Source organism: Acidobacteriota bacterium (genome assembly GCA_016700075.1).
Lineage (GTDB): Bacteria > Acidobacteriota > Blastocatellia > Pyrinomonadales > Pyrinomonadaceae > OLB17.
On sequence record CP065000.1, the window covers coordinates 3,008,461 to 3,026,994 of the forward strand.

Sequence of the window (18,534 nt, forward strand, 5' to 3'; positions counted from 1 at the left end):
CGATATGGCCAAAAACATCTATGGCATATTAGCTGAATTCGATACCGCGACCCAGTTGGTCGATGCGGCTCGAAAGGTGCGCGACGCCGGTTACAGAAAGACCGACGCGTTCTCGCCTTTTCCGCTGCACGAGATCGATGAGGCATTGGGCATCAAGCGGAGCATATTGCCCTACCTGATCTTCGCCGGCGGCATAACGGGCCTGCTTGCAGGTTTCGGCCTGCAGTATTTCGTCCACGTGATCGACTGGCCGATCATTGTCGGCGGCAGGCCGCATTTGAGCCTTCCGGCCTTTGTCCCGCCGGCATACGAGCTGACGATCCTATTCTCGGCGTTCGTGGCTGTTTTCGGGATGCTGTTCCTTAACGGGCTGCCTTCGCCGTATCATCCTGTTTTTAATGTGCCGAGATTTGCCCTTGCAACACGCGAGAAGTTCTTCTTGGTCGTTGAGGCTGCTGATGAAAAGTTTGATCACACGGAGACCAGGAAGTTCATGGAAACATTGGGAGCTCAGGAGGTGTTCGATGTACCTGAGTAAACGAAACAGGTCCGGTTTCCTGCTGGTCGCTGTATGTCTTTTGTTGACGGCGTGCGGCGTTCGTTTTGATATGCAGGACCAGCCGCGTTACAAGGCTTACAAAAAGTCGGAGTTCTTTGCGGACAAGCGGGCTTCGAGGGATTTCCCGGAAGGAACGGTGCCTCGCGGCCAGCTTCGGGACAACAAGGCATTCTTTACCGGCCAGATCGAGAATCCGAATCCTAACGCCGTGGTGCAGACCACGACCGACCCGAGCGGAAATACACTAGTTTCGAGTTTTCCGAACGCGATCGATGAATTCCCGATACCGGTCTCGAAAGAACTTATTGACCGCGGACAGGATCGCTACAACATTTACTGTATCGTCTGTCACGGCCCGGTCGGTGCCGGAGACGGTATGATCGTACGCCGCGGATTTGTCAAGCCGCCGACATATCATGACGACCGTCTCAGAAATGCTCCCGTTGGCCATTTTTACGACGTCATCTCTAACGGCTGGGGCAGAATGAACGGTTACGCTGCAAAGATCCAGCCTGTTGACCGTTGGGCAATTGTCGCCTACATCAGGGCTTTGCAGGTCAGCCAGAATCCCGATAGGGCTTTGAAAATGAATACTACTCCCGGAGCCGAAGCTCCAAAACCGACGGCAGACAAGCCGGCGACCACCGAGGGAGGTAAGACGCAATAATGCAGAACCTCGACCAATACAAGGCACCTGCCGATATCGCCAAATGGCGGGCGCTCGCTCTAGGCGTCGGCGGCATAGCCCTTCTTGCGTGGGCGGTTGGAGCGTACATGAATACGGAGCAGGCTCTCCGTTCCTGGCTGCTCGGATATGTTTTTTGGAGCGGTATCGGCATCGGGGCGCTCGGACTGCTGATGCTGCAGTATCTTACGGGCGGTGCATGGGGCGTCGTTATCCGCCGGACGTTGGAGGCCGCTACTCGGACATTACCGCTGATAGCGCTGATGTTCATTCCGTTGGCGATCGGGGTTTATACTCATTCGATCTACGAATGGACGCATCTGCCGGCTGACGACCATTTCATTAAGGACCGCTGGATCTATTTGCTTCCTTGGTCATGGATCGCCAGGTCGGTCATCTATTTTGTGCTGTTCCTGATCATGATGCGGCTGCTGAACGGCTGGTCGGTCAAACAGGACCAGACGAGCACCGTCGAGGAATCGCGGCTCGTACTTGAAAAAGCATCGCGTTTTTCAGGCCCGACGCTGGTTATTTACAGCCTTGTTGTTACCTTCGCTTCGGTTGATTGGGTGATGACGCTCGACCCGCATTGGTTCTCGACCATTTGGGGATTCCTGTTCATTGTCGGATGGGCGCTGAGCTGCCTGTGCTTCACGGTGGCGATCATGGCAAATTTGTCAGACCGTGCCCCGATGAACGGCATACTCGGAAAACGTCATTTCCACGATCTGGGCAAGCTGATGCTTGCCTTGGTGATGGTGTGGGCATACTTCAATTTCTCGCAGTTCCTGATCATTTGGTCGGGCAACATTCCCGAGGAGACCGGCTGGTACATTACTCGAATGGCAGGCGGGTGGGGCTTTATTGGAATGGTACTGATCGTGTTCCATTTCGCTTTCCCGTTCCTGATCCTTCTGCAGCAGGACTTCAAACGGCGTGCAAAATGGCTCGCCACTCTCGCGGTTTTCATTCTGGTGATGCGTATCGTCGATATGTTCTACCTCATCGCTCCGAATCCGCGTGTGGATGAATCGATAGTCGAGAGCGGGGTTTTCTACATCAGCTGGATGGACTTTGTCGCCCCGTTGGCAGTTGGCGGCATCTGGCTGTGGTGGTTCTTTGGTGAATTGATGAAGCGGCCGCTGGTGCCCGCGAAGGATCCTTATTTTGAAGGAGCGGTCGAGCACGGCCGCGGACATTGATCTGAGTTTTTGTTATGTCTACAAAGCATAAGGACACGGTCGTTGACCTGAACAAGCCGTACGAAGAGAACGATATTCAACTAAAGGGAATATTGTATTTCGGCGTTGGCCTGTTGCTGCTTATCGTTATTACTTTTGCTCTTATGTGGGCATTTCAGAGGCAGCTTGAGGTCTTTGCCGAGGAAAATGCGCCGCCGGCAAATCCGCTCGCATTGAAGGACAAGGAACGCCTGCCACCCGAGCCGCGTTTGCAGGGTGCTCCGGGCTTTGGTGTCGAAGGCGAAAAAGGCTGGGTGAACATGGAACTCGGCCCTCCGCAGGCCGAATGGTGGGAACTCAAGCGGCAGTGGGACAAGTTGATCGCCGAGGGAGCGAAGGACCCGAAAACAGGGGCAGTTATCGCGATGCCGATGGAACAGGCTAAGGCGGAAATGCTTCAGCAGGGCGTAAAGGCAAAAAGCGACGATGCCGCTCAGCAGCTGTTAAAGGCATCGCAGCAGGTAATAACGGAGGCAAGTGCCGGCCGCGTTGCGGCACACACGGTCAGGTAGTTGTAAGGGATGAGGCGATCAAGGACATTGTCGTTCGTACTGACCGTTATGACGGCGATCTCGATCGCCGCGCCGCTGACGCTCGCTCAAAAGAACGAACATTACAACTCGCCGCTATATTCGCCGCGTGTCTATGATCCGAATGTCGATTCTACGACCGGGTTGCCCGGCCCCTTGAAAGAGATCGGCATTGAGCAAAAGCTGAATGAACAGCTTCCACTTGATATAGAAATGAAGGATGAGGACGGTAAGATCGTCCGTCTAGGCGACTATTTCAATAAAGGCCGCCCCGTGTTGATCGCTTTCGTTTATTACGAATGCCCGATGCTCTGCAGCCAGGTCCTGAACGGCCTGACAGGCTCTTTGAAAGGCATGTCGTTCGACGCAGGCAAGGAATTCGACGTTGTCGCCATTAGCTTTGACGCCGCCGAGTTCGACAAGCCGGAACTTGCTAAGGCGAAAAAGGCCGCCTACATGGAACGTTACGGCAGGCCGGGAACTGAGGCCGGCTGGCATTTCCTTACCGGCAGCGAGGAATCGATAAAAGCCGTCACGTCAGCGGCAGGTTTCAGTTTTAAATGGGACGAAAAGAGCCAGCAGTTCGCACACGCTGCGGCCATTATCGTCGCCACGCCCGAGGGCAAGCTGTCACGCTATCTATTCGGCATTGACTATTCACCCAAAGACCTTAAATTCGGCATCATGGAATCCGCCGACAGCAAGATAGGGAACGTGGCCGAGAAACTGATGCTTTATTGCTATCACTACGATCCGTCAACCGGAAAATACGGCCTGGCGGTCATGAACGTGATGCGGCTCGGCGGCATCGCGACATTGTTGGGTCTTGGCGCAATGTTATTCGTATTTTGGAGACGTGGAAAGAAAAAGGAGGGCGAAGCGAACCTCGCCTGACCCTTTAGCTTTATAGATTTATGCAAAACTCTTCGTGGATCCCATTTTTTCCTGAACAGGCCTCGACCTTCGCGTGGCAGGTGGATCTGCTCTATTTTTATCTCATCGCGGTGAGTGTGGCGTTTGCCATTCCGATCGTTGCGGCAATCTTTTTCTTCATCGTCAAATACCGCGAGGTCGAAAAATTTGCGACGCCCGAAGAGATCCACGGTTCGATGGTGCTTGAGACGGTGTGGTCCATTATCCCGTTCATCATTTCGATGACGATATTCATCGGCGGAGCCATCGTCTACTTCAATCAATATACGATGCCGAACGACGCTATGGAGATCTATGTCGTCGGCAAGCAATGGATGTGGAAGGCACAGCACGGCACGGGCCAGCGGGAAATAAATGAACTGCACGTTCCTGTGGGACGAAAGATAAAGCTGACGATGACCACCGAGGACGTTCTCCACGATTTCTCGATACCCGCGTTCAGGACCAAGGCCGACGTAGTTCCGGGCCGATATACCTACCTCTGGTTCGAGGCGACAAAACCGGGACGCTATCACCTGTACTGTGCCGAATATTGCGGCCTGAACCACTCGGGAATGGTCGGCTGGATCAATGTGATGGAGCAGCGTGATTTCGACAACTGGCTTGCGGGAAATACCTCATCTCAGACACCTGTTGAGATGGGCAAGGACCTGTTTGAGAACAAGCTGGGTTGTGCCTCGTGTCATGCGGGCGGAGCAAACCAACGCGGTGCAAAGCTCGAAGGCATCTTTGGTAAAGAGGTCAAATTCGTAGGCGGCGGATCGACCATAGTTAACGACGATTATTTGAGGAATTCTATTCTTAATCCCGCGTCGCAGGTAGTAGAAGGGTTTCAGCCGATCATGCCGACGTTCAAAGGACAGGTCACCGAAGAACAGCTGAATGCATTGGTGGCGTACATCAAGTCCCTGACACCGAATGCGGCGACGACAACCGGGGCACCGGCGGCACCGGCTCCGATGGGAAATTAAGGCAGATTGAGTTTCTGATAGGCAGTAAGTAAGAATATGCAAACGCAAGATGCAATATCAGCAGGTTACGGCGGTGATAAGCCGAGCTATTTGACCAACGGTTCCACTCTGAAATCGTGGCTGCTGACAAAAGACCACAAGCGTATCGCGATCATGTATTTGATCTCGGTATCAGTGTTCTTTTTCATGGGCGGTATTTACGCCGCGTTCATTCGTCTGGAGCTCCTGACGCCCGCAAGCGACCTTCTCCAGACGGCGACGTACAACAAGGTCTTCACGCAGCACGGCATTCTGATGATCTTCTTCTTCCTGATCCCGGCCATACCCGCGATCTTGGGGAATTTCCTGCTGCCGCTGATGATCGGCGCCAAAGACCTCGCTCTGCCCCGCATCAATTTGCTGAGCCTTTATATTTATTGGGTAGGCGGCATCTTGACGCTTTACGCATTAATGCAGGGCGGCGTGGATACCGGCTGGACGTTCTACACGCCGTACAGTACGACGTTCTCGAATTCGTTCGTGATGGCGGTCGGGCTGGGCATCTTCATCAATGGATTTTCGTCGATTTTGACAGGCCTCAATTTTATCGTCACGATCCACACGATGCGTGCTCCCGGAATGACATGGTTCCGTCTGCCGCTGTTCGTTTGGGCACATTACGCGACGAGCCTGGTAATGATCCTCGGAACGCCCGTTGTTGCGATCACCGTGCTTTTGCTCGCCATCGAACGCGTGACCCGCGTCGGTATTTTCGACCCGGCGATAGGCGGCGATCCCATTCTTTTCCAGCACCTTTTCTGGTTCTATTCGCATCCGGCGGTTTACATCATGATCCTGCCGGGCATGGGCGTTATCAGCGAGGTGATCTCTAACTTCTCGCGAAAGAAGATCTTCGGATACGAATTCATCGCGTTCTCGTCCATCGCCATCGCGGTCTTCGGTTTCCTCGTTTGGGGACACCACATGTTCGTCAGCGGCCAGTCGATCTATGCAGGGCTTGTTTTCTCGTTCCTGACGATGGTCGTTGCTGTCCCGTCCGCTATCAAGGTCTTTAACTGGACCGCGACGATGTACAAAGGCTCGATCTCATACGACACGCCGATGCTTTATGCCATCGGCTTCCTGGGCCTGTTCCTTGTCGGCGGACTCACCGGTCTGTTCCTCGGTTCGGTCGGCCTGACGGTCCACCTTACGGATACATATTTCGTCGTCGCTCACTTCCATTACGTGATGGTGGGCGGACAGGTCATCGCGTATCTCGCCGGCATCCACTATTGGTGGCCGAAGATGACGGGCCGCATGTATTCGGAATTTTGGGGCAAGATCTCCGCGATGCTGGTTTTCGTCGGGTTCAACCTCACGTTCTTCCCGCAGTTCATACTCGGGTATCAGGGTATGCCTCGGCGTTACGCGGCATATCCCGAAGAGCTTCAGGTGTTGAACATCTTCTCGACAGCGGGAGCATCGGTTCTCGGCATCGGCTTGATGATGCCTGTTGTATATCTGACCCATTCGCTTGTGGCCGGAAAGAGGGCCGGGGACAATCCTTGGATGCTGCCGGGCCTCGAGTGGAGAACTGCATCCCCGCCGCCGACGGAAAATTTTGAAGAAATGCCCGTCGTCACATGGGAAGCATACGAATTCGGTGAGGAGAACGGCCTCGATATAGAAAGTGCGAGAAAGGCAAGCGGGCCCTCTGTTCCCGTTCAGGCGTAAGCAACTTGCCGTCTTTAATTTTGTAGCCATTGGCTTTTAGAGAAACAATGTCAACACACGATCACGAACATCATGCTCCGGGGCTGCAGCACCAGTTCGAGGACATGAAGCAGCAGGAAGAAAGCGTCTCGATCGGGATGTGGATGTTCCTGGTGCAGGAAATAATGTTCTTCGGCGGCCTGTTCACCGCGTATCTGGTCTTCAGGTCTCGATATCCTTTGGCGTTCGCCGAAGGCAGTAATCACCTCGACGCATTCTGGGGCGGCCTGAATACGCTCGTACTTATCGTCAGCAGCCTTACGATGGCTCTGGCGGTCTATTATGCTCAAAAAGGCAACCGCAACCTCCAGGTGATCATGATCGTGCTTACGATGGTCTTTGGCTCCGTCTTTCTCGGCGTCAAGGTCATCGAATACACGGACAAATACAACAGCGGCCTCGTCCCTGTGACCGGTTGGAACAAAAAGACCACCGAGGCCGATCTTAAGGGCGAGGCGGGCAAAAAGGAAAAGGCGTTCGCGATTCCGTTAATCGAGACCCGCACCGAAGCGGCCGCAGCCGATCCGGCTCATGCTAAAAAGCCGAATCCCAAGGGCGAGTTTCAGTGGAATTACGGAGCTGCATTGGTCGATTACGGCCTGAATAAGGAAAAGACCACAGGAAAGCAGTTCCTTACTGACGCCGAAAAGGTCGGCTATTTTTCAAACGGCGTGTTTGATCCTGACAAATATCGGGACAAGATCCGATTGTTCTATTTCATATATTTTGTCATGACCGCCCTTCACGCTCTGCACATGATCGTCGGGCTCGGTCTGATGGCATGGTTGCTGTGGAAGGCATGGATAGGCACTTTCTCTGCGGAATATTTTGCTCCGGTCGAGATGTCGGGCCTCTACTGGCACTTTGTCGACATTGTCTGGATCTTCCTGTTCCCGCTGCTTTATCTGCTGGGACGGCACTTTATTCACTAACTGTATTCGCATATGTCACACGATCACACAGAAGGGGCACACATCGGAATTCCGGGGTATTTGGGGGTCTTTGCGATCTTGGTCGTCGGCACGATACTGACGTATTATGTCGCAACGTTTGACCTCGATTTCATATTCGCCGGAGCAAATACGCTGGTCGCACTGCTCATCGCATTCACGAAAATGGCGTTCGTCATGCTCTATTTCATGCATGTACGCTGGAGCGGCCGCCTCATTTGGCTTTCGGCTGTCGCAAGCTTCTTTTGGCTGGCGATAATGTTCGCATATACGATGCAGGATTACCTCACGCGCGGTCAGGGCGTTTTTTCGTACTGACAGAGCGTATAATCTTTCGAACAAATACGCGGAACGGGTCGTTTTCTTCCTGTTGCCGCGTATTTTATTGGCTAGGAAATCAAAATTGCGGATGCTATGATTTCAGTTTTGGCCTGCTCTGCTCATCTGCAAGAGCAACATGCCGGTAAACGGCAGGCTCATTCATAACATCTGACTCGAATGTTGTCATTGTTTCGCAGCATGAACCTTTATCGCCTCAGCATTCTGCTGCTAATTGCGGCGGCCGGTTCGGCGTGTATCCGCGTCAAGCAGGAGCGGCCAACGGCCCGTTTGCTGAAAGTAGAGGACGCGACCGCGGCGGAACTGAAAAACGAGGTGAACCGCTTTGCCGCTGTTAATTCGCTGCGGGCAAAGATGGACCTGAAGTTCGAGGATAATTCTTTTGCCGAATTCGGCAACAAAGAGGTCTATCGTCAGGCCGATGGAGAGATCGTGGTTCAGCGGCCGGCGATGATCATGTTGAAGGTGCAGGTACCGATCATCAAGAGTGACGTGGCACAGATGACCTCTGACGGCGAAACCTTCAGGGTAGCTATACTTCAGGACGGCGGCAGCGGAAAGTACAAGAAATTTGTGAAGGGTACGAACGCTGCCGACTATTCGGGGCTGCAGCGTCAACTGCAGAATGAACCGGGCGACGGTGACGTGGGCAAGGTGAACGCCTTTGCCAATCTGCGGCCGCAGCATTTCACGGATGCCATGCTGGTACGCCCGATCAACGGTGAGTTCGTCTATGCCCAGAGCACGATCTTTCAGCTCGAAGAGGATGAAAAGGTCGATCAGAAGTCGCCGCTTCGAAAGGTGATGCGCGGTTATTATCTGCTTGATGAGTTTACGCGGCTTGATGACGGCACATTGAAGGTCGTTCGCCGTTTTTGGTTTGACCGCGTCGGCGGCATCAGGCTGGCACGCCAGCAAATATTTGACGCCAAAGGCGAGATCGAGTCCGACATTGTTTACGGCCGTGAGGGCAATTTGACCGATACTGGCAATTTTCGAAATCTGCCGCTCGAGATCCAGGTAACGCGGCCGAAAGAGAAATATTCCATGCGTCTGACATATCAGAGCCCCGAGGCAGTAACGATCGGCAATTCGTTCCCGGTCACGGCTTTCGTACTGCAGAATTCGTGGCGGCTGGAAGAGGTCGACCTGGACGTGAGGCTTGCCGACCAAAAGAGCGGCAACACTAAACCTGCCGCTTTTGCGACGCCGCCGCCGCGTGCTCAATAGTTATCCCGATGGAGACCCATATCCTTAAAACGACAGACCTGCGTAAATCCTACAAGATAGGAAAGATCGAGGTGCCTGCACTTCGCGGGATCGATCTTGAGGTCGATCGCGGCGAATTCGTCGCGATAATGGGGCCTTCCGGTTGCGGCAAATCGACGCTGCTGCATCTTCTCGGCGGTCTGCTGAGCCCGACGAGCGGCAATATAATAATCGACGGCGAAGACCTTGCAATGGTTTCCGATGCACGCCGCACCGATATTCGCCGGCGAAAGATCGGTTTCGTTTTCCAGCGGTTCAATCTTTTCCCGACTCTGTCGGCAGAAGGGAACCTGAAGCTTGCTGAAAAGATACATCTCGGCAAGAAGGCGCCGGACGCGGAAAAACGCCGCGAGATATTGCGTCTGTTGAAACTTGAGGACAAAATGCACCATAAGCCGCTTGAGTTGTCGGGCGGTGAACAGCAGCGGGTTGCTTTGGCCCGAGCGATCGTCAACGGCCCTGCCATTATTTTGGCGGATGAGCCTACAGGAAATCTTGATACCGAGAATTCCGAGATCGTGCTGAATATGTTCCGTCAGCTGAACGAGCGGTTCGATCAGACGATCGTGATGATCACGCATAACCCTGAGGCCGCTGCCGTATGTTCCCGGACCATTCAGATGCGCGACGGTCACGTGGTGAATTGATATGAAGAGAATACTCGATTGGAATTACGAGCGCGGGTCTTTGCCCTGGGATATTCTGTGCATCCTGATCCTTATTTTCATCTTCGCAACGCCGAAGGCCTGTTTCAACTAGGCCGCTTGCGGCAAACCAATGCGGCCTTCCGAGCGTCCTATTCAAGACCTGCCCTGCTTCGGTTCACCTGATGTCAGGCATTTTTATAGAATTGTATTTTTATGAGGCTACTTAATGGCCATAAGATCGCAAGTATTGCGTCACTTGTAATTTTCACCGCGGTTTTTGCGGCGGAAGCGAACGGACAAAGCATTTTGGGAGAGATTTTGCGAAGGCTGGACACGCACAACAAGTCTCTGCAGTCGCTGCGTGCGGAAGTGACGATGGTCAAACATAATCCGCAGTTGAACGTTTCGGACACCACATCGGGAACGACGAGCTATTTGCCGAAAACAGCCAAGCGTGGAATGTACGTCCGCATCGACTGGACAAAGCCGGTCGAGGAGCAGATATCGGTCATCGGTGACGATTATGAGCTTTATCGGCCGCGTCTGAATCAGGTGATCGTCGGCAAGGTCCAAAAGGCAAAGAACAACGCTTCGGTCGGCGGTGCCTTGGCGTTCATGAGCATGACGCGGGACCAACTGCGTGCGAACTACGATGTTCGTTACATCGGTGAGGAGCAGATCCGCGGCGGCACGCCGACATGGCGTCTGGAACTGACGCCCAAGACGGAAACCAGCTATAAAATGGCTGAACTTTGGGTTGACGGTGACGGAATGCCTCGTCAGGCAAAGATCGTGGAACACAACAACGATTCGACGACGGTGCTTTTGACGGGTATTCAAAAGAACCTCACTCTAAAAGGCGACATCTTTAAGCTGAAGTATCCGGCGAACGTGAAAAAGATCAAGGCGTAGTCCGGTAGGTATAAAAAATTCGGGCCTCGACGGCATGAACGGCCGGCCGAGGCTTTTTGTTTGGTTTGAAATAGTATTTCGCGAATTCTATAATCTAGGATTTGTCGGTTGTTTGGAGTTTAGATGCCACAGGCAAGTGCGTTGAGCAGATTCACACGAGGCGTCCGCCATACAGTGCGGGCTTTTGCCTCGACCAAGCATCCCGTTTTGGTGCATATAGTGCCAATGCGGCGGTGCAATCTTTCATGCACTTACTGCAATGAATACGACAAGACGAGCGATCCGGTGCCTATCGATACGATGCTCGAGCGCATCGACAAGCTCGCGGAGTTTCGCACGTCGGTGATAACGATCTCGGGCGGCGAACCGATGATGCATCCCGAAATTTACGACATCATTGCCCGCATTCGACATCACGGCATGATCGCGGGGCTCATCTCCAACGGCTACTACTTTCAGGTCGATAAGATCAAGAAACTGAATGAGGCAGGGCTCGACTATCTTCAGATATCTATCGACAACGTTACGCCTGATGACGTCTCAAAGAAGAGCCTAAAGGTCCTCGATGCCAAACTTGTCAACCTGAGCGAACACGCGAAATTCAAGGTGAACATCAATTCCGTGGTCGGCGGCGGCGTCGCTAATCCGGAAGAGGCTCTCCAGATTGCAAACCGCGCAAGAGAACTTGGATTTTCGTCAACGGTCGGCGTGATCCACGACGGTGACGGATTGCTGAAGGGCCTGACGCCGCGTGAGAAGGAAGTTTACAAAGAGATCAAGGCAAAGGGTGCTCGTTCATACGCACGCTGGAATTGGTTTCAGGATGCCCTTGTTGACGGCGGAGAATATGAATGGCGCTGCCGTGCAGGTGCCCGATATCTTTATGTGGATGAGGCCGGGATCGTTAGCTGGTGCTCTCAGCAGCGAGGCACGCCGGGAATTCCGTTGCTGGAATACACTCACGAAGACATGCGGCGTGAGTACATAACAGAAAAATGGTGTGCCCCCAATTGCACCATTCAGTGCGTTCATCAGGTCGGTCATCTCGACGCGTGGCGCGACCCGCAAATTTCGCTCGCGGAATACAACAAACGGAACGGCGGCGGCATCAAGAAGGAAACGGTCTCGCAAATACTTAACGCCGAATGAGCGGAGAGCAGCACAATACCTACGTTTCTTGGACCTTTTTGGGCTACGCTCTTTTTCAGTCATTCATAATTCTCTTCATCGGGGCAATATTCTTGTTAGCCGTTCTAATGGGTGCGGAAGATCCTGACTTTCCGGCGCCGCTGATGGCCGTCGTTTTCGCATTCGTCTTGCTGATCCACACTCTCATGACCGCTCCGTCATTCATAGCTTGGTACGCGATACGCGGCAAGAAGTCATGGGCCAGGGTCGCTGCCATAATTGCCGCCGCTCTCGCAGCGATGAATGCACCGATCGGGACCGCGGCAGCTGTTTATTCTTTATGGTTTTTCGTAGGAGAAGAGTGGAAAAAGGTTTATTCCCGGCAGCCTGAAATGTTGGCGCCGCCCGGGCCCTATTCCTTTACAGACAGCGATCCCGGTTTTAACAGATCCGAAAACGAGCCTGACCATTCGTTCCGCCATCCGCCCGATTGGCGTTAGTCGAACGCCTGCCTTTGCCCGGCTCAGAGCCGTTCTGTATCCTAAAGGTATATGAAATTCGACAGAAAACAGGCAAAAGCACTCACAAGCGAAAAGGAACTTGAACTCTACGACGATGCTCGTGCACCGCGGCTGACCAAACATTCCGTCGCGGATCTGAAGCGGCTTGTAAAGCGTAGCAGAACATTGAGGGACAAGCTGCGCGATGTGAAGAAGTCTCAGGTTCGCGGAGCTCAGAAAAAGACCAAAGCACGCGGCCTGGCGGCCCCCGACCGCAGCAGGGAAAAAGCGGAGATGTTCGCTGAGGTGCACGATATATTTGTCGCAAGGCTCGAAGCGTTGGAAAAGCGTGTTGCGAAGGAGAAAGAACGCGAAGCATCGAAAAAACTTCTTGCTTCAGCTGCAAAGTCCAAAGCTCCGAAAGCGGCCGCAAAGCCTGCCCGATCGGCTAAAGCGACGACAGCTTCGAAAGCTGCCAAGAACCCTGCGGTCGATACGGTTCAGAAACCGCAGACCGCTGCGAGGACGCGTTCGACCAAAGCGAAGGTCGAGCAGACACGGATAGCCCGCAGCGGGATAACACAGAAGCGTTCGCACCTTGCGTCAACCAACAAGCGTAATCAGGCTCGGCGCGATTCTAAATAACCTTCAAATAGCCGATCCAAAATGAGGCACCGCGAATATCATCGCACTGACCGTATTGGATGGCTCCGAGCCGCAGTGCTCGGCGCGAATGACGGCATCGTCTCTACCGCCAGCCTGATAATCGGCGTAGCTGCGGCCCAGGCGGAATTCGGGGCCATCATGCTCGCGGGCATGGCAGGCCTTGTTGCGGGATCGATGTCTATGGCCGCAGGCGAATATGTGTCGGTCTTCTCTCAGGCGGACACGGAGCGGGCGGACCTCGAACGTGAGCGGAAAGAGCTCGATACGAGCCCCGAGCACGAGCTGGCGGAACTTGCCGGCATTTACGAGGACCGCGGGCTGGAGCCCGAACTCGCCCGCGAGGTCGCCGCACAGCTTACAAAGCACGATGCGCTTGGGGCTCATGCACGCGATGAACTGGGTATCTCGACGGTCATGAGTGCCAGGCCACTGCAGGCCGCGGTCTATTCTGCGGTCAGTTTTGCCATCGGAGCTGCATTGCCGCTCGCGGTCGCGGCAGTTTTCGCGGGCGGGATGCTCATCTTAGCCGTTGCGGTCAGTTCACTGATATTCCTGGCGTTGCTTGGCGGCGTCGCGGCGAATATGGGCGGTGCGAGCGTTCTAAAAGGCGCTTGGCGTGTAATGTTTTGGGGTGCCGCCGCAATGCTTGCAACCGCTGCCGTCGGCTACGTATTCGGCACAACGGTCGGCTAGCGGCGGGCAACGTCTTCGCCGATCGTCCAGACGTTCACCGAACTGGACAAACCCAAACCTGACAGCCTTCCCGCGAGCATGACTATTGTTTCTCCGTTCTCGACGACACCTGCGTCGAGGAGAGTGTTTTCGCCTGTTTTCAGCATATCAACCGTCGCATCGGATCCCGACGCCATCAGGTCGAGCATAGTGCCTTCGCCGATCTTGTTTTCCTGCCCGGCGACGACAAGGCCCTCGTCGAACAACGGTGTGACGCCCCAGATCAATGCAAGCTGGCCGCACGAATCGCCGGACGTTGTCAGAGCGAACGTCGCGAGCCCCGAGCGGAATGACGACAGCCGCCGAGCCATCAGTCCCGATTCCGTGAAGACCGCGATCTTGTCGGTCTGCATCTCCTTTGCGGCTGCGGCTGCGGCCTTGCAAAGTGCCTGGCTCGTCCGGGCCGATGGCGGCTGCGAGAATTTTACGGGTTTCTTCAGCTGTTCCGGGCGTATCGTTTCTGCCGAGTCGATAATGCGGGCCATTGTTTCAATGGCCTCGACGGGATAATTGCCGCTTGCGGTCTCAGCAGAGAGCATCACAGCGTCGGTGCCGTCCCACACCGCATTTGCAACATCGGACGCCTCGGCACGTGTCGGGAACGGATTCTCGATCATCGACTGGAGCATCTGCGTAGCAGTGATGACAAAACGATCATTCGCCACGGCGAGTTCGATGATGCGCTTCTGATAGACGGGAACGAGTTCGACGCTGGTCTCGACGCCGAGGTCGCCGCGGGCGACCATCAGCCCGTCAGTCGCATCGATGATCTCAAGCAAGTTATCGACCGCTTCGCTTTTTTCTATCTTTGCGACGAGCAGGGCACGGCCAAGTTTCCGCTTGTTCAGCTTTTTGATCAGATCTTTGACCTCGCGGCAATCTTCCGCGGTCCTGACGAATGACAATGCGATGTAATCAACATTCTGCTCGACTGCCCATTCGAGGTCCGCTCGATCCTTTTCGGTCAATGATGGGATCGGCAATGCCGTGTTCGGCAGGTTAATGCCTTTGCGTTCGCTCAATATGCCGCCCGTCACTACACGGCAAATAACATCGCTGTCCGCGACCTCTTCTACCAAGAGTTCTATCGCTCCGTCGTCAAGCAGTATGCGTGACCCTGCGTTAACCGCCTGCGGCAAACCGGCGAAATTCGTAGAGATCTGATGAGCATCACCGGCGATGTCGCGCGTGGTAATCACAAAACGCTCGCCGGTCGTCAACAGGACCGGCTTGCCGTCAGTCAACGTGCGGGTTCTTATCTTCGGCCCCGAAAGATCTATAAGCTCCGCGATGGGCTTGCCTGCCCGCAGAGCCGCTGCACGGACGTTCTCAAGCGTCTGCTGATGCTGTTCGCGGCTTCCGTGCGACATGTTTATGCGAACCGCGTTCATTCCCGCCGCGATCATTGCGTCGAGCACCGCGGGCTCATTCGAGGCGGGGCCGATGGTCGCCAATATCTTTGCTTTTCTCATTGGTTCGATTTTAGCTCAGTAGGCTGTTCGCCCAACAACGTCGATGCGATAACTTAAGATGAACGCAACACGCCAAGCTTTTTCGAATAGCTGTGAACCGTTGCGACGAACGTAGAATGCGACCATGTCAGCGGAGAAACGGAGAGGTGTTTTCCCGTGACAGGATCGATCTGTTCGGGAAGCACGCCGGACGGAAGTGCACGCTCGGCGACCCATTCGAGCGCCGCCAATGCAGGCGCGAGGTCATCGGGCGTCTTTGCGTTTGCTATGTAATATTCTGCCAGCCACAGCGTGCAGATGATCCACGAATTCCCGGTAATGCCTTCGGATTCAAGCATATAGCCATCGCCCTCGAAGCGAGCCACGCCGCCAAAGGCCTCACGATTGATCAGCGAGCTTTCTACCGCTGCCAAGGTCCCTGCTGTCATCGCGTCGTCCGCGTCGAAACAATCAAAATAAAACACACCGAAAAGCGACGAATCTACGGTCGGGTCAGGCGTCAGTTCATCGTCACCGTTTGCCTGCAGCGACCGCAAAAAACGGCCGTGTTCTGCTGAATACAAATGTTCTCGCATTCCGCGGACGATCTCGTCTGCGGCGGCGGAAAATTCACCGGAATCATCCGCTCTGCCGAGGCCTGTCGCGATATCGGCTGCGGATCGCAATCCGGCGACGACCGCTGCACACGTGAACGTGTGCACGCCGCGGCGATCTTCCCAAAGGTTCCAACTCGGCCTTGGCAGGCCTGTTTCGGCATCGCGATATTCGGCCATGAACCTTGCGCACCGCAGTACCAGTTTGCTGTACATTTCGCCGGCGAACGACGCGTCCGGATACAGTCGAAGATGCTCGCCAAGAGCCCAGATCACGAGTGCCGTTTCGTCCTCCTGTATCGGCAGCAGTTCGCGCTTGCGGTATGGATCCCAATACGCATGCCAGCCGGAACCAACCGAACCGTCCGGATTGTATTTCTGCAAAAAGTAGCCTCGCGGGTGAACTATCCGCGCACACAGTTCGAAAAATCTCCGGCCGATGTCGGGAAATCCCGCAATGTCGGCCGCATTTGCTACGAACGCACCGTCCCGAGGCCACAGATAACTGTAATGGTCCGTCGCACGGTCGGTCACATCGTGGTCGTTCGCGGCAATGATGGCTCCGCCGTTATCGATCTGGCTGCGAACGATCAAAAGGCTTCTTGAATACAGATCTCGGACAGCACCCGACAGATCATCGGAAACTGAATTTCCATCCTTGAGCCAATCGATCCAGTGCTTCTCGGTCGAAGCAAGCAGCGACTCGGGACCTTGAGACAGAACGGATCCGTTCAACTCAGCGGCGTCGGCGTATGAAGCGGCCGCTGCGATCCAATAATAAAACTGATGTGTCCCGTATGGTTCAAGTTCAAAATGGATCGCTATCGTAGAATCAACCGAGCCTTCGGTTATCGCCCCGCCGTGCAGGCGGCCGTCTTCCGCGTCGCGCCACGTGCCTTCCTGATGGCGGAAAGCCTTGCGGCCGGTCGCGAACTCGTCAAAATGCGGATCAGTGTCGATCAGGAAATACCGATGCTTTTTGTAGTGGATCAGCGAATGGGTCTCAGGGTCAAAGAATGCGGTATCGCCGACCTTGTTCTCATAGATGCGAAAGTCATGGTGAAGAAAAAAACGGACCTCCCGCATATGATCTGAGAGGTTCGTCAACGAAAGCCTCCGCACGAAGATGTTCTTATAGGGATGAACCGCATCCGAGCAGTTAATGCGGATATCCAAGGCAGCATGCCCAAGAGTGACGTCGGTTACGAGCGAATCTGGGCGATAATTCAGGCTTCGATCCCATCCGTCCTCGTGCAGCCACGAGAACTCGCCGTCAATCCAAATGCCGCTGCGAAAAGGGAATCCTTCGCTATGATTTTCCTGCCCGACGTGCGGGAAATACACGTCGCGTATCTGATATTTATCGTCGAAATTTATCAGCAGGCTGCCGTTTCCGACGGGAATATCCCTCATATTCGCCCCTTACGGTTGGGAATTGACGGCCATTTCCACTGCTTCGTCGAGCTGCTTCTGGATCGGCGGGCTGAAGCCGATCAGCTTTGTTACCTGATTTCCTTTTCGGTCGAATACGATCGTCTGCGGGATGTCGCTGCGTTCCGCGAAAACGAATCGCGTCAGGGCGTCCTCCGGAAATGCTATCAAATAATCGATCTTCGTCGTTTCGAGGAACTTCGGTATCTTGCCGCTGTCCTCCTCGCCGCCGACGTTCAGGCCGACGATATAAAGGTTGTCGGCACCGTGCTTTTCTACAAGGGAATTCAAATGCGGGATCGCACGTTTGCAAGGTTCGCAGTAGGTTGCCCAAAAATCCAGGATCACTGCTTTGCCCTGGAAATCGCCGAGCTTATGGACCTTTTCATCGAGGTCGGTCCAGGACATGTCCCTAATCGGCTTGGTCGGCACGACCGGAAGGTTCGTCGTCGGCCTGTCGTTGATCGAGCTGGGTGCGTCCGAAACAGCGACCGGGGCGGCCGATGGCCTGCAAGCCGACAGTATGAACATCGCGAAAACAAATATCAGGAAACTCCGCATATAGTTAGATTTTAGTTTGCGGCCGCTTTTTTGTAAAAATCATCTGAGCGGTCGATCCGGCCGCGAAGTTAATGGGTATCTATCCGCAGGACATCGAAGACATCATCGCGTCGTGTATTCACAGCGGTGAGCCCGACCGTTTTGATGCCGTTGGTGTCGATGCGAACATCCGCTGCGGGTCATGGTTGCGGTTCGCTCTGCGGATCGAGGACGGCAACATCTCCGCGATCGGATACACCTCCAACGGATGCGGTTTCATGATCGCTGCGGCCGAAACGCTGTCGCGGCGTATTGACGGCTGTGCTCTATCGGAACTTCACGGTTTGGACGCTGTTCCGGTCCGGACCGAAGACGGCAAAGGCACAGCCTCTGACAGGCCGGCGTGTTCGGATGCCGCTCTTTCGGCCCTGCGAAAAGCACTTGCCGAGTATCGTGAGAAGGCCATCGCGGCCTCCGGCGATAAAGCTCTTGCCTGTACCTGTTTCAGCATTACTATTGACACCATCGAGGCCGCAGCGGCAAAAGGTGCGGACACCTTGGAGAAAGTTCAGGCGGAATGCCGTGCGGGCGGCGGCTGCGGTTCGTGCCGTATGCTGATCCAAGAGATCATCGACCGGGAAAACACGATGTTTATATTCGAATAGTTCGTTTGTGATATAC

At 54.5% G+C, this 18,534-nt stretch carries 20 protein-coding genes; 17 read left to right on the forward strand and 3 right to left on the reverse strand.

The annotated features are described in order from the left end of the window. The first annotated feature begins 4 nt into the window (after positions 1-4). The 16 genes from IPM50_13605 to IPM50_13680 all read left to right on the forward strand — a co-directional run bounded on the left by IPM50_13605 (position 5) and on the right by IPM50_13680 (position 13,778). Complete coding sequence (locus IPM50_13605) at positions 5-538, forward strand: DUF3341 domain-containing protein (protein QQS32676.1); 534 nt, start codon at positions 5-7, stop codon at positions 536-538. Further along, positions 525-1,226 (forward strand): cytochrome c, encoded by a 702-nt coding sequence (locus IPM50_13610; GenBank protein QQS32677.1) that lies wholly within the window; start codon positions 525-527, stop codon positions 1,224-1,226. The genes IPM50_13605 and IPM50_13610 overlap by 14 nt, the downstream gene beginning before the upstream one ends. Continuing rightward, positions 1,226-2,446 carry a hypothetical protein gene (locus tag IPM50_13615; GenBank protein QQS32678.1) on the forward strand — a complete coding sequence of 407 codons (1,221 nt, stop codon included), beginning with the start codon at positions 1,226-1,228 and terminating at the stop codon, positions 2,444-2,446. Before IPM50_13610 ends, IPM50_13615 begins: the two co-directional genes overlap by 1 nt. A gap of 14 nt (positions 2,447-2,460) precedes the next feature. Beyond that, positions 2,461-2,997: a hypothetical protein gene (locus IPM50_13620; GenBank protein ID QQS32679.1), complete on the forward strand. Its 537-nt coding sequence runs from the start codon at positions 2,461-2,463 to the stop codon at positions 2,995-2,997. A gap of 9 nt (positions 2,998-3,006) precedes the next feature. Continuing rightward, on the forward strand, positions 3,007-3,909 hold the full coding sequence (locus IPM50_13625; GenBank protein ID QQS32680.1) for an SCO family protein: 903 nt from the start codon (positions 3,007-3,009) through the stop codon (positions 3,907-3,909). Between the two features lie 20 nt (positions 3,910-3,929). Continuing rightward, positions 3,930-4,919 (forward strand): cytochrome c oxidase subunit II, encoded by a 990-nt coding sequence (gene coxB, locus IPM50_13630; protein ID QQS32681.1) that lies wholly within the window; start codon positions 3,930-3,932, stop codon positions 4,917-4,919. Between the two features lie 36 nt (positions 4,920-4,955). Continuing rightward, positions 4,956-6,635 (forward strand): cytochrome c oxidase subunit I, encoded by a 1,680-nt coding sequence (ctaD, locus tag IPM50_13635; GenBank protein QQS32682.1) that lies wholly within the window; start codon positions 4,956-4,958, stop codon positions 6,633-6,635. Between the two features lie 302 nt (positions 6,636-6,937). Next, a complete protein-coding gene (locus IPM50_13640; protein ID QQS34531.1) occupies positions 6,938-7,606 on the forward strand; it encodes a cytochrome c oxidase subunit 3 in 669 nt (222 codons plus the stop codon). A gap of 12 nt (positions 7,607-7,618) precedes the next feature. Then, entirely contained in the window at positions 7,619-7,942 is a 324-nt protein-coding gene (locus IPM50_13645) for a cytochrome C oxidase subunit IV family protein (GenBank protein QQS32683.1), read from the forward strand. 180 nt (positions 7,943-8,122) lie between these two features. Continuing rightward, positions 8,123-9,193 carry a hypothetical protein gene (locus IPM50_13650; protein QQS32684.1) on the forward strand — a complete coding sequence of 357 codons (1,071 nt, stop codon included), beginning with the start codon at positions 8,123-8,125 and terminating at the stop codon, positions 9,191-9,193. 8 nt (positions 9,194-9,201) lie between these two features. Continuing rightward, a complete protein-coding gene (locus IPM50_13655) occupies positions 9,202-9,879 on the forward strand; it encodes an ABC transporter ATP-binding protein (GenBank protein QQS32685.1) in 678 nt (225 codons plus the stop codon). A 213-nt stretch (positions 9,880-10,092) separates the two neighbouring features. Further along, entirely contained in the window at positions 10,093-10,791 is a 699-nt protein-coding gene (locus IPM50_13660) for an outer membrane lipoprotein carrier protein LolA (GenBank protein ID QQS32686.1), read from the forward strand. 123 nt (positions 10,792-10,914) lie between these two features. Further along, entirely contained in the window at positions 10,915-11,940 is a 1,026-nt protein-coding gene (locus IPM50_13665) for a radical SAM protein (GenBank protein ID QQS32687.1), read from the forward strand. Beyond that, positions 11,937-12,419, forward strand: coding sequence for a hypothetical protein (locus tag IPM50_13670; GenBank protein ID QQS32688.1), 483 nt, complete (start codon positions 11,937-11,939; stop codon positions 12,417-12,419). Before IPM50_13665 ends, IPM50_13670 begins: the two co-directional genes overlap by 4 nt. A gap of 51 nt (positions 12,420-12,470) precedes the next feature. Then, complete coding sequence (locus IPM50_13675) at positions 12,471-13,064, forward strand: hypothetical protein (GenBank protein QQS32689.1); 594 nt, start codon at positions 12,471-12,473, stop codon at positions 13,062-13,064. 21 nt (positions 13,065-13,085) lie between these two features. After that, entirely contained in the window at positions 13,086-13,778 is a 693-nt protein-coding gene (locus IPM50_13680; protein ID QQS32690.1) for a VIT family protein, read from the forward strand. Here IPM50_13680 and pyk read toward each other — a convergent pair. The 3 genes from pyk to IPM50_13695 are packed head-to-tail and all read right to left on the reverse strand — an operon-like array spanning position 13,775 to position 17,874. Continuing rightward, a complete protein-coding gene (gene pyk / locus IPM50_13685; protein QQS32691.1) occupies positions 13,775-15,289 on the reverse strand; it encodes a pyruvate kinase in 1,515 nt (504 codons plus the stop codon). The genes IPM50_13680 and pyk overlap by 4 nt on opposite strands. 53 nt (positions 15,290-15,342) lie before the next feature. Further along, positions 15,343-17,295: a glycoside hydrolase family 15 protein gene (locus tag IPM50_13690; GenBank protein QQS32692.1), complete on the reverse strand. Its 1,953-nt coding sequence runs from the start codon at positions 17,293-17,295 to the stop codon at positions 15,343-15,345. A 9-nt stretch (positions 17,296-17,304) separates the two neighbouring features. Further along, positions 17,305-17,874 (reverse strand): TlpA family protein disulfide reductase, encoded by a 570-nt coding sequence (locus IPM50_13695; GenBank protein QQS32693.1) that lies wholly within the window; start codon positions 17,872-17,874, stop codon positions 17,305-17,307. 71 nt (positions 17,875-17,945) lie between these two features. On the opposite strand from IPM50_13695, the gene IPM50_13700 reads away from it, so the two are divergent. Next, positions 17,946-18,518 carry a (2Fe-2S)-binding protein gene (locus IPM50_13700; protein ID QQS32694.1) on the forward strand — a complete coding sequence of 191 codons (573 nt, stop codon included), beginning with the start codon at positions 17,946-17,948 and terminating at the stop codon, positions 18,516-18,518. Positions 18,519-18,534: the final 16 nt, after the last annotated feature.

Bases quoted from the DNA above. Each gene is read 5' to 3' on its own strand.
- IPM50_13605 (QQS32676.1), top strand. From the start codon at position 5: ATGGCCAAAAACATCTATGGCATATTAGCTGAATTCGATACCGCGACC.
- IPM50_13610 (QQS32677.1), top strand. From the start codon at position 525: ATGTACCTGAGTAAACGAAACAGGTCCGGTTTCCTGCTGGTCGCTGTA.
- IPM50_13615 (QQS32678.1), top strand. From the start codon at position 1,226: ATGCAGAACCTCGACCAATACAAGGCACCTGCCGATATCGCCAAATGG.
- IPM50_13620 (QQS32679.1), top strand. From the start codon at position 2,461: ATGTCTACAAAGCATAAGGACACGGTCGTTGACCTGAACAAGCCGTAC.
- IPM50_13625 (QQS32680.1), top strand. From the start codon at position 3,007: ATGAGGCGATCAAGGACATTGTCGTTCGTACTGACCGTTATGACGGCG.
- coxB (QQS32681.1), top strand. From the start codon at position 3,930: ATGCAAAACTCTTCGTGGATCCCATTTTTTCCTGAACAGGCCTCGACC.
- ctaD (QQS32682.1), top strand. From the start codon at position 4,956: ATGCAAACGCAAGATGCAATATCAGCAGGTTACGGCGGTGATAAGCCG.
- IPM50_13640 (QQS34531.1), top strand. From the start codon at position 6,938: ATGGCTCTGGCGGTCTATTATGCTCAAAAAGGCAACCGCAACCTCCAG.
- IPM50_13645 (QQS32683.1), top strand. From the start codon at position 7,619: ATGTCACACGATCACACAGAAGGGGCACACATCGGAATTCCGGGGTAT.
- IPM50_13650 (QQS32684.1), top strand. From the start codon at position 8,123: ATGTTGTCATTGTTTCGCAGCATGAACCTTTATCGCCTCAGCATTCTG.
- IPM50_13655 (QQS32685.1), top strand. From the start codon at position 9,202: ATGGAGACCCATATCCTTAAAACGACAGACCTGCGTAAATCCTACAAG.
- IPM50_13660 (QQS32686.1), top strand. From the start codon at position 10,093: ATGAGGCTACTTAATGGCCATAAGATCGCAAGTATTGCGTCACTTGTA.
- IPM50_13665 (QQS32687.1), top strand. From the start codon at position 10,915: ATGCCACAGGCAAGTGCGTTGAGCAGATTCACACGAGGCGTCCGCCAT.
- IPM50_13670 (QQS32688.1), top strand. From the start codon at position 11,937: ATGAGCGGAGAGCAGCACAATACCTACGTTTCTTGGACCTTTTTGGGC.
- IPM50_13675 (QQS32689.1), top strand. From the start codon at position 12,471: ATGAAATTCGACAGAAAACAGGCAAAAGCACTCACAAGCGAAAAGGAA.
- IPM50_13680 (QQS32690.1), top strand. From the start codon at position 13,086: ATGAGGCACCGCGAATATCATCGCACTGACCGTATTGGATGGCTCCGA.
- pyk (QQS32691.1), bottom strand. From the start codon at position 15,289: ATGAGAAAAGCAAAGATATTGGCGACCATCGGCCCCGCCTCGAATGAG.
- IPM50_13690 (QQS32692.1), bottom strand. From the start codon at position 17,295: ATGAGGGATATTCCCGTCGGAAACGGCAGCCTGCTGATAAATTTCGAC.
- IPM50_13695 (QQS32693.1), bottom strand. From the start codon at position 17,874: ATGCGGAGTTTCCTGATATTTGTTTTCGCGATGTTCATACTGTCGGCT.
- IPM50_13700 (QQS32694.1), top strand. From the start codon at position 17,946: ATGGGTATCTATCCGCAGGACATCGAAGACATCATCGCGTCGTGTATT.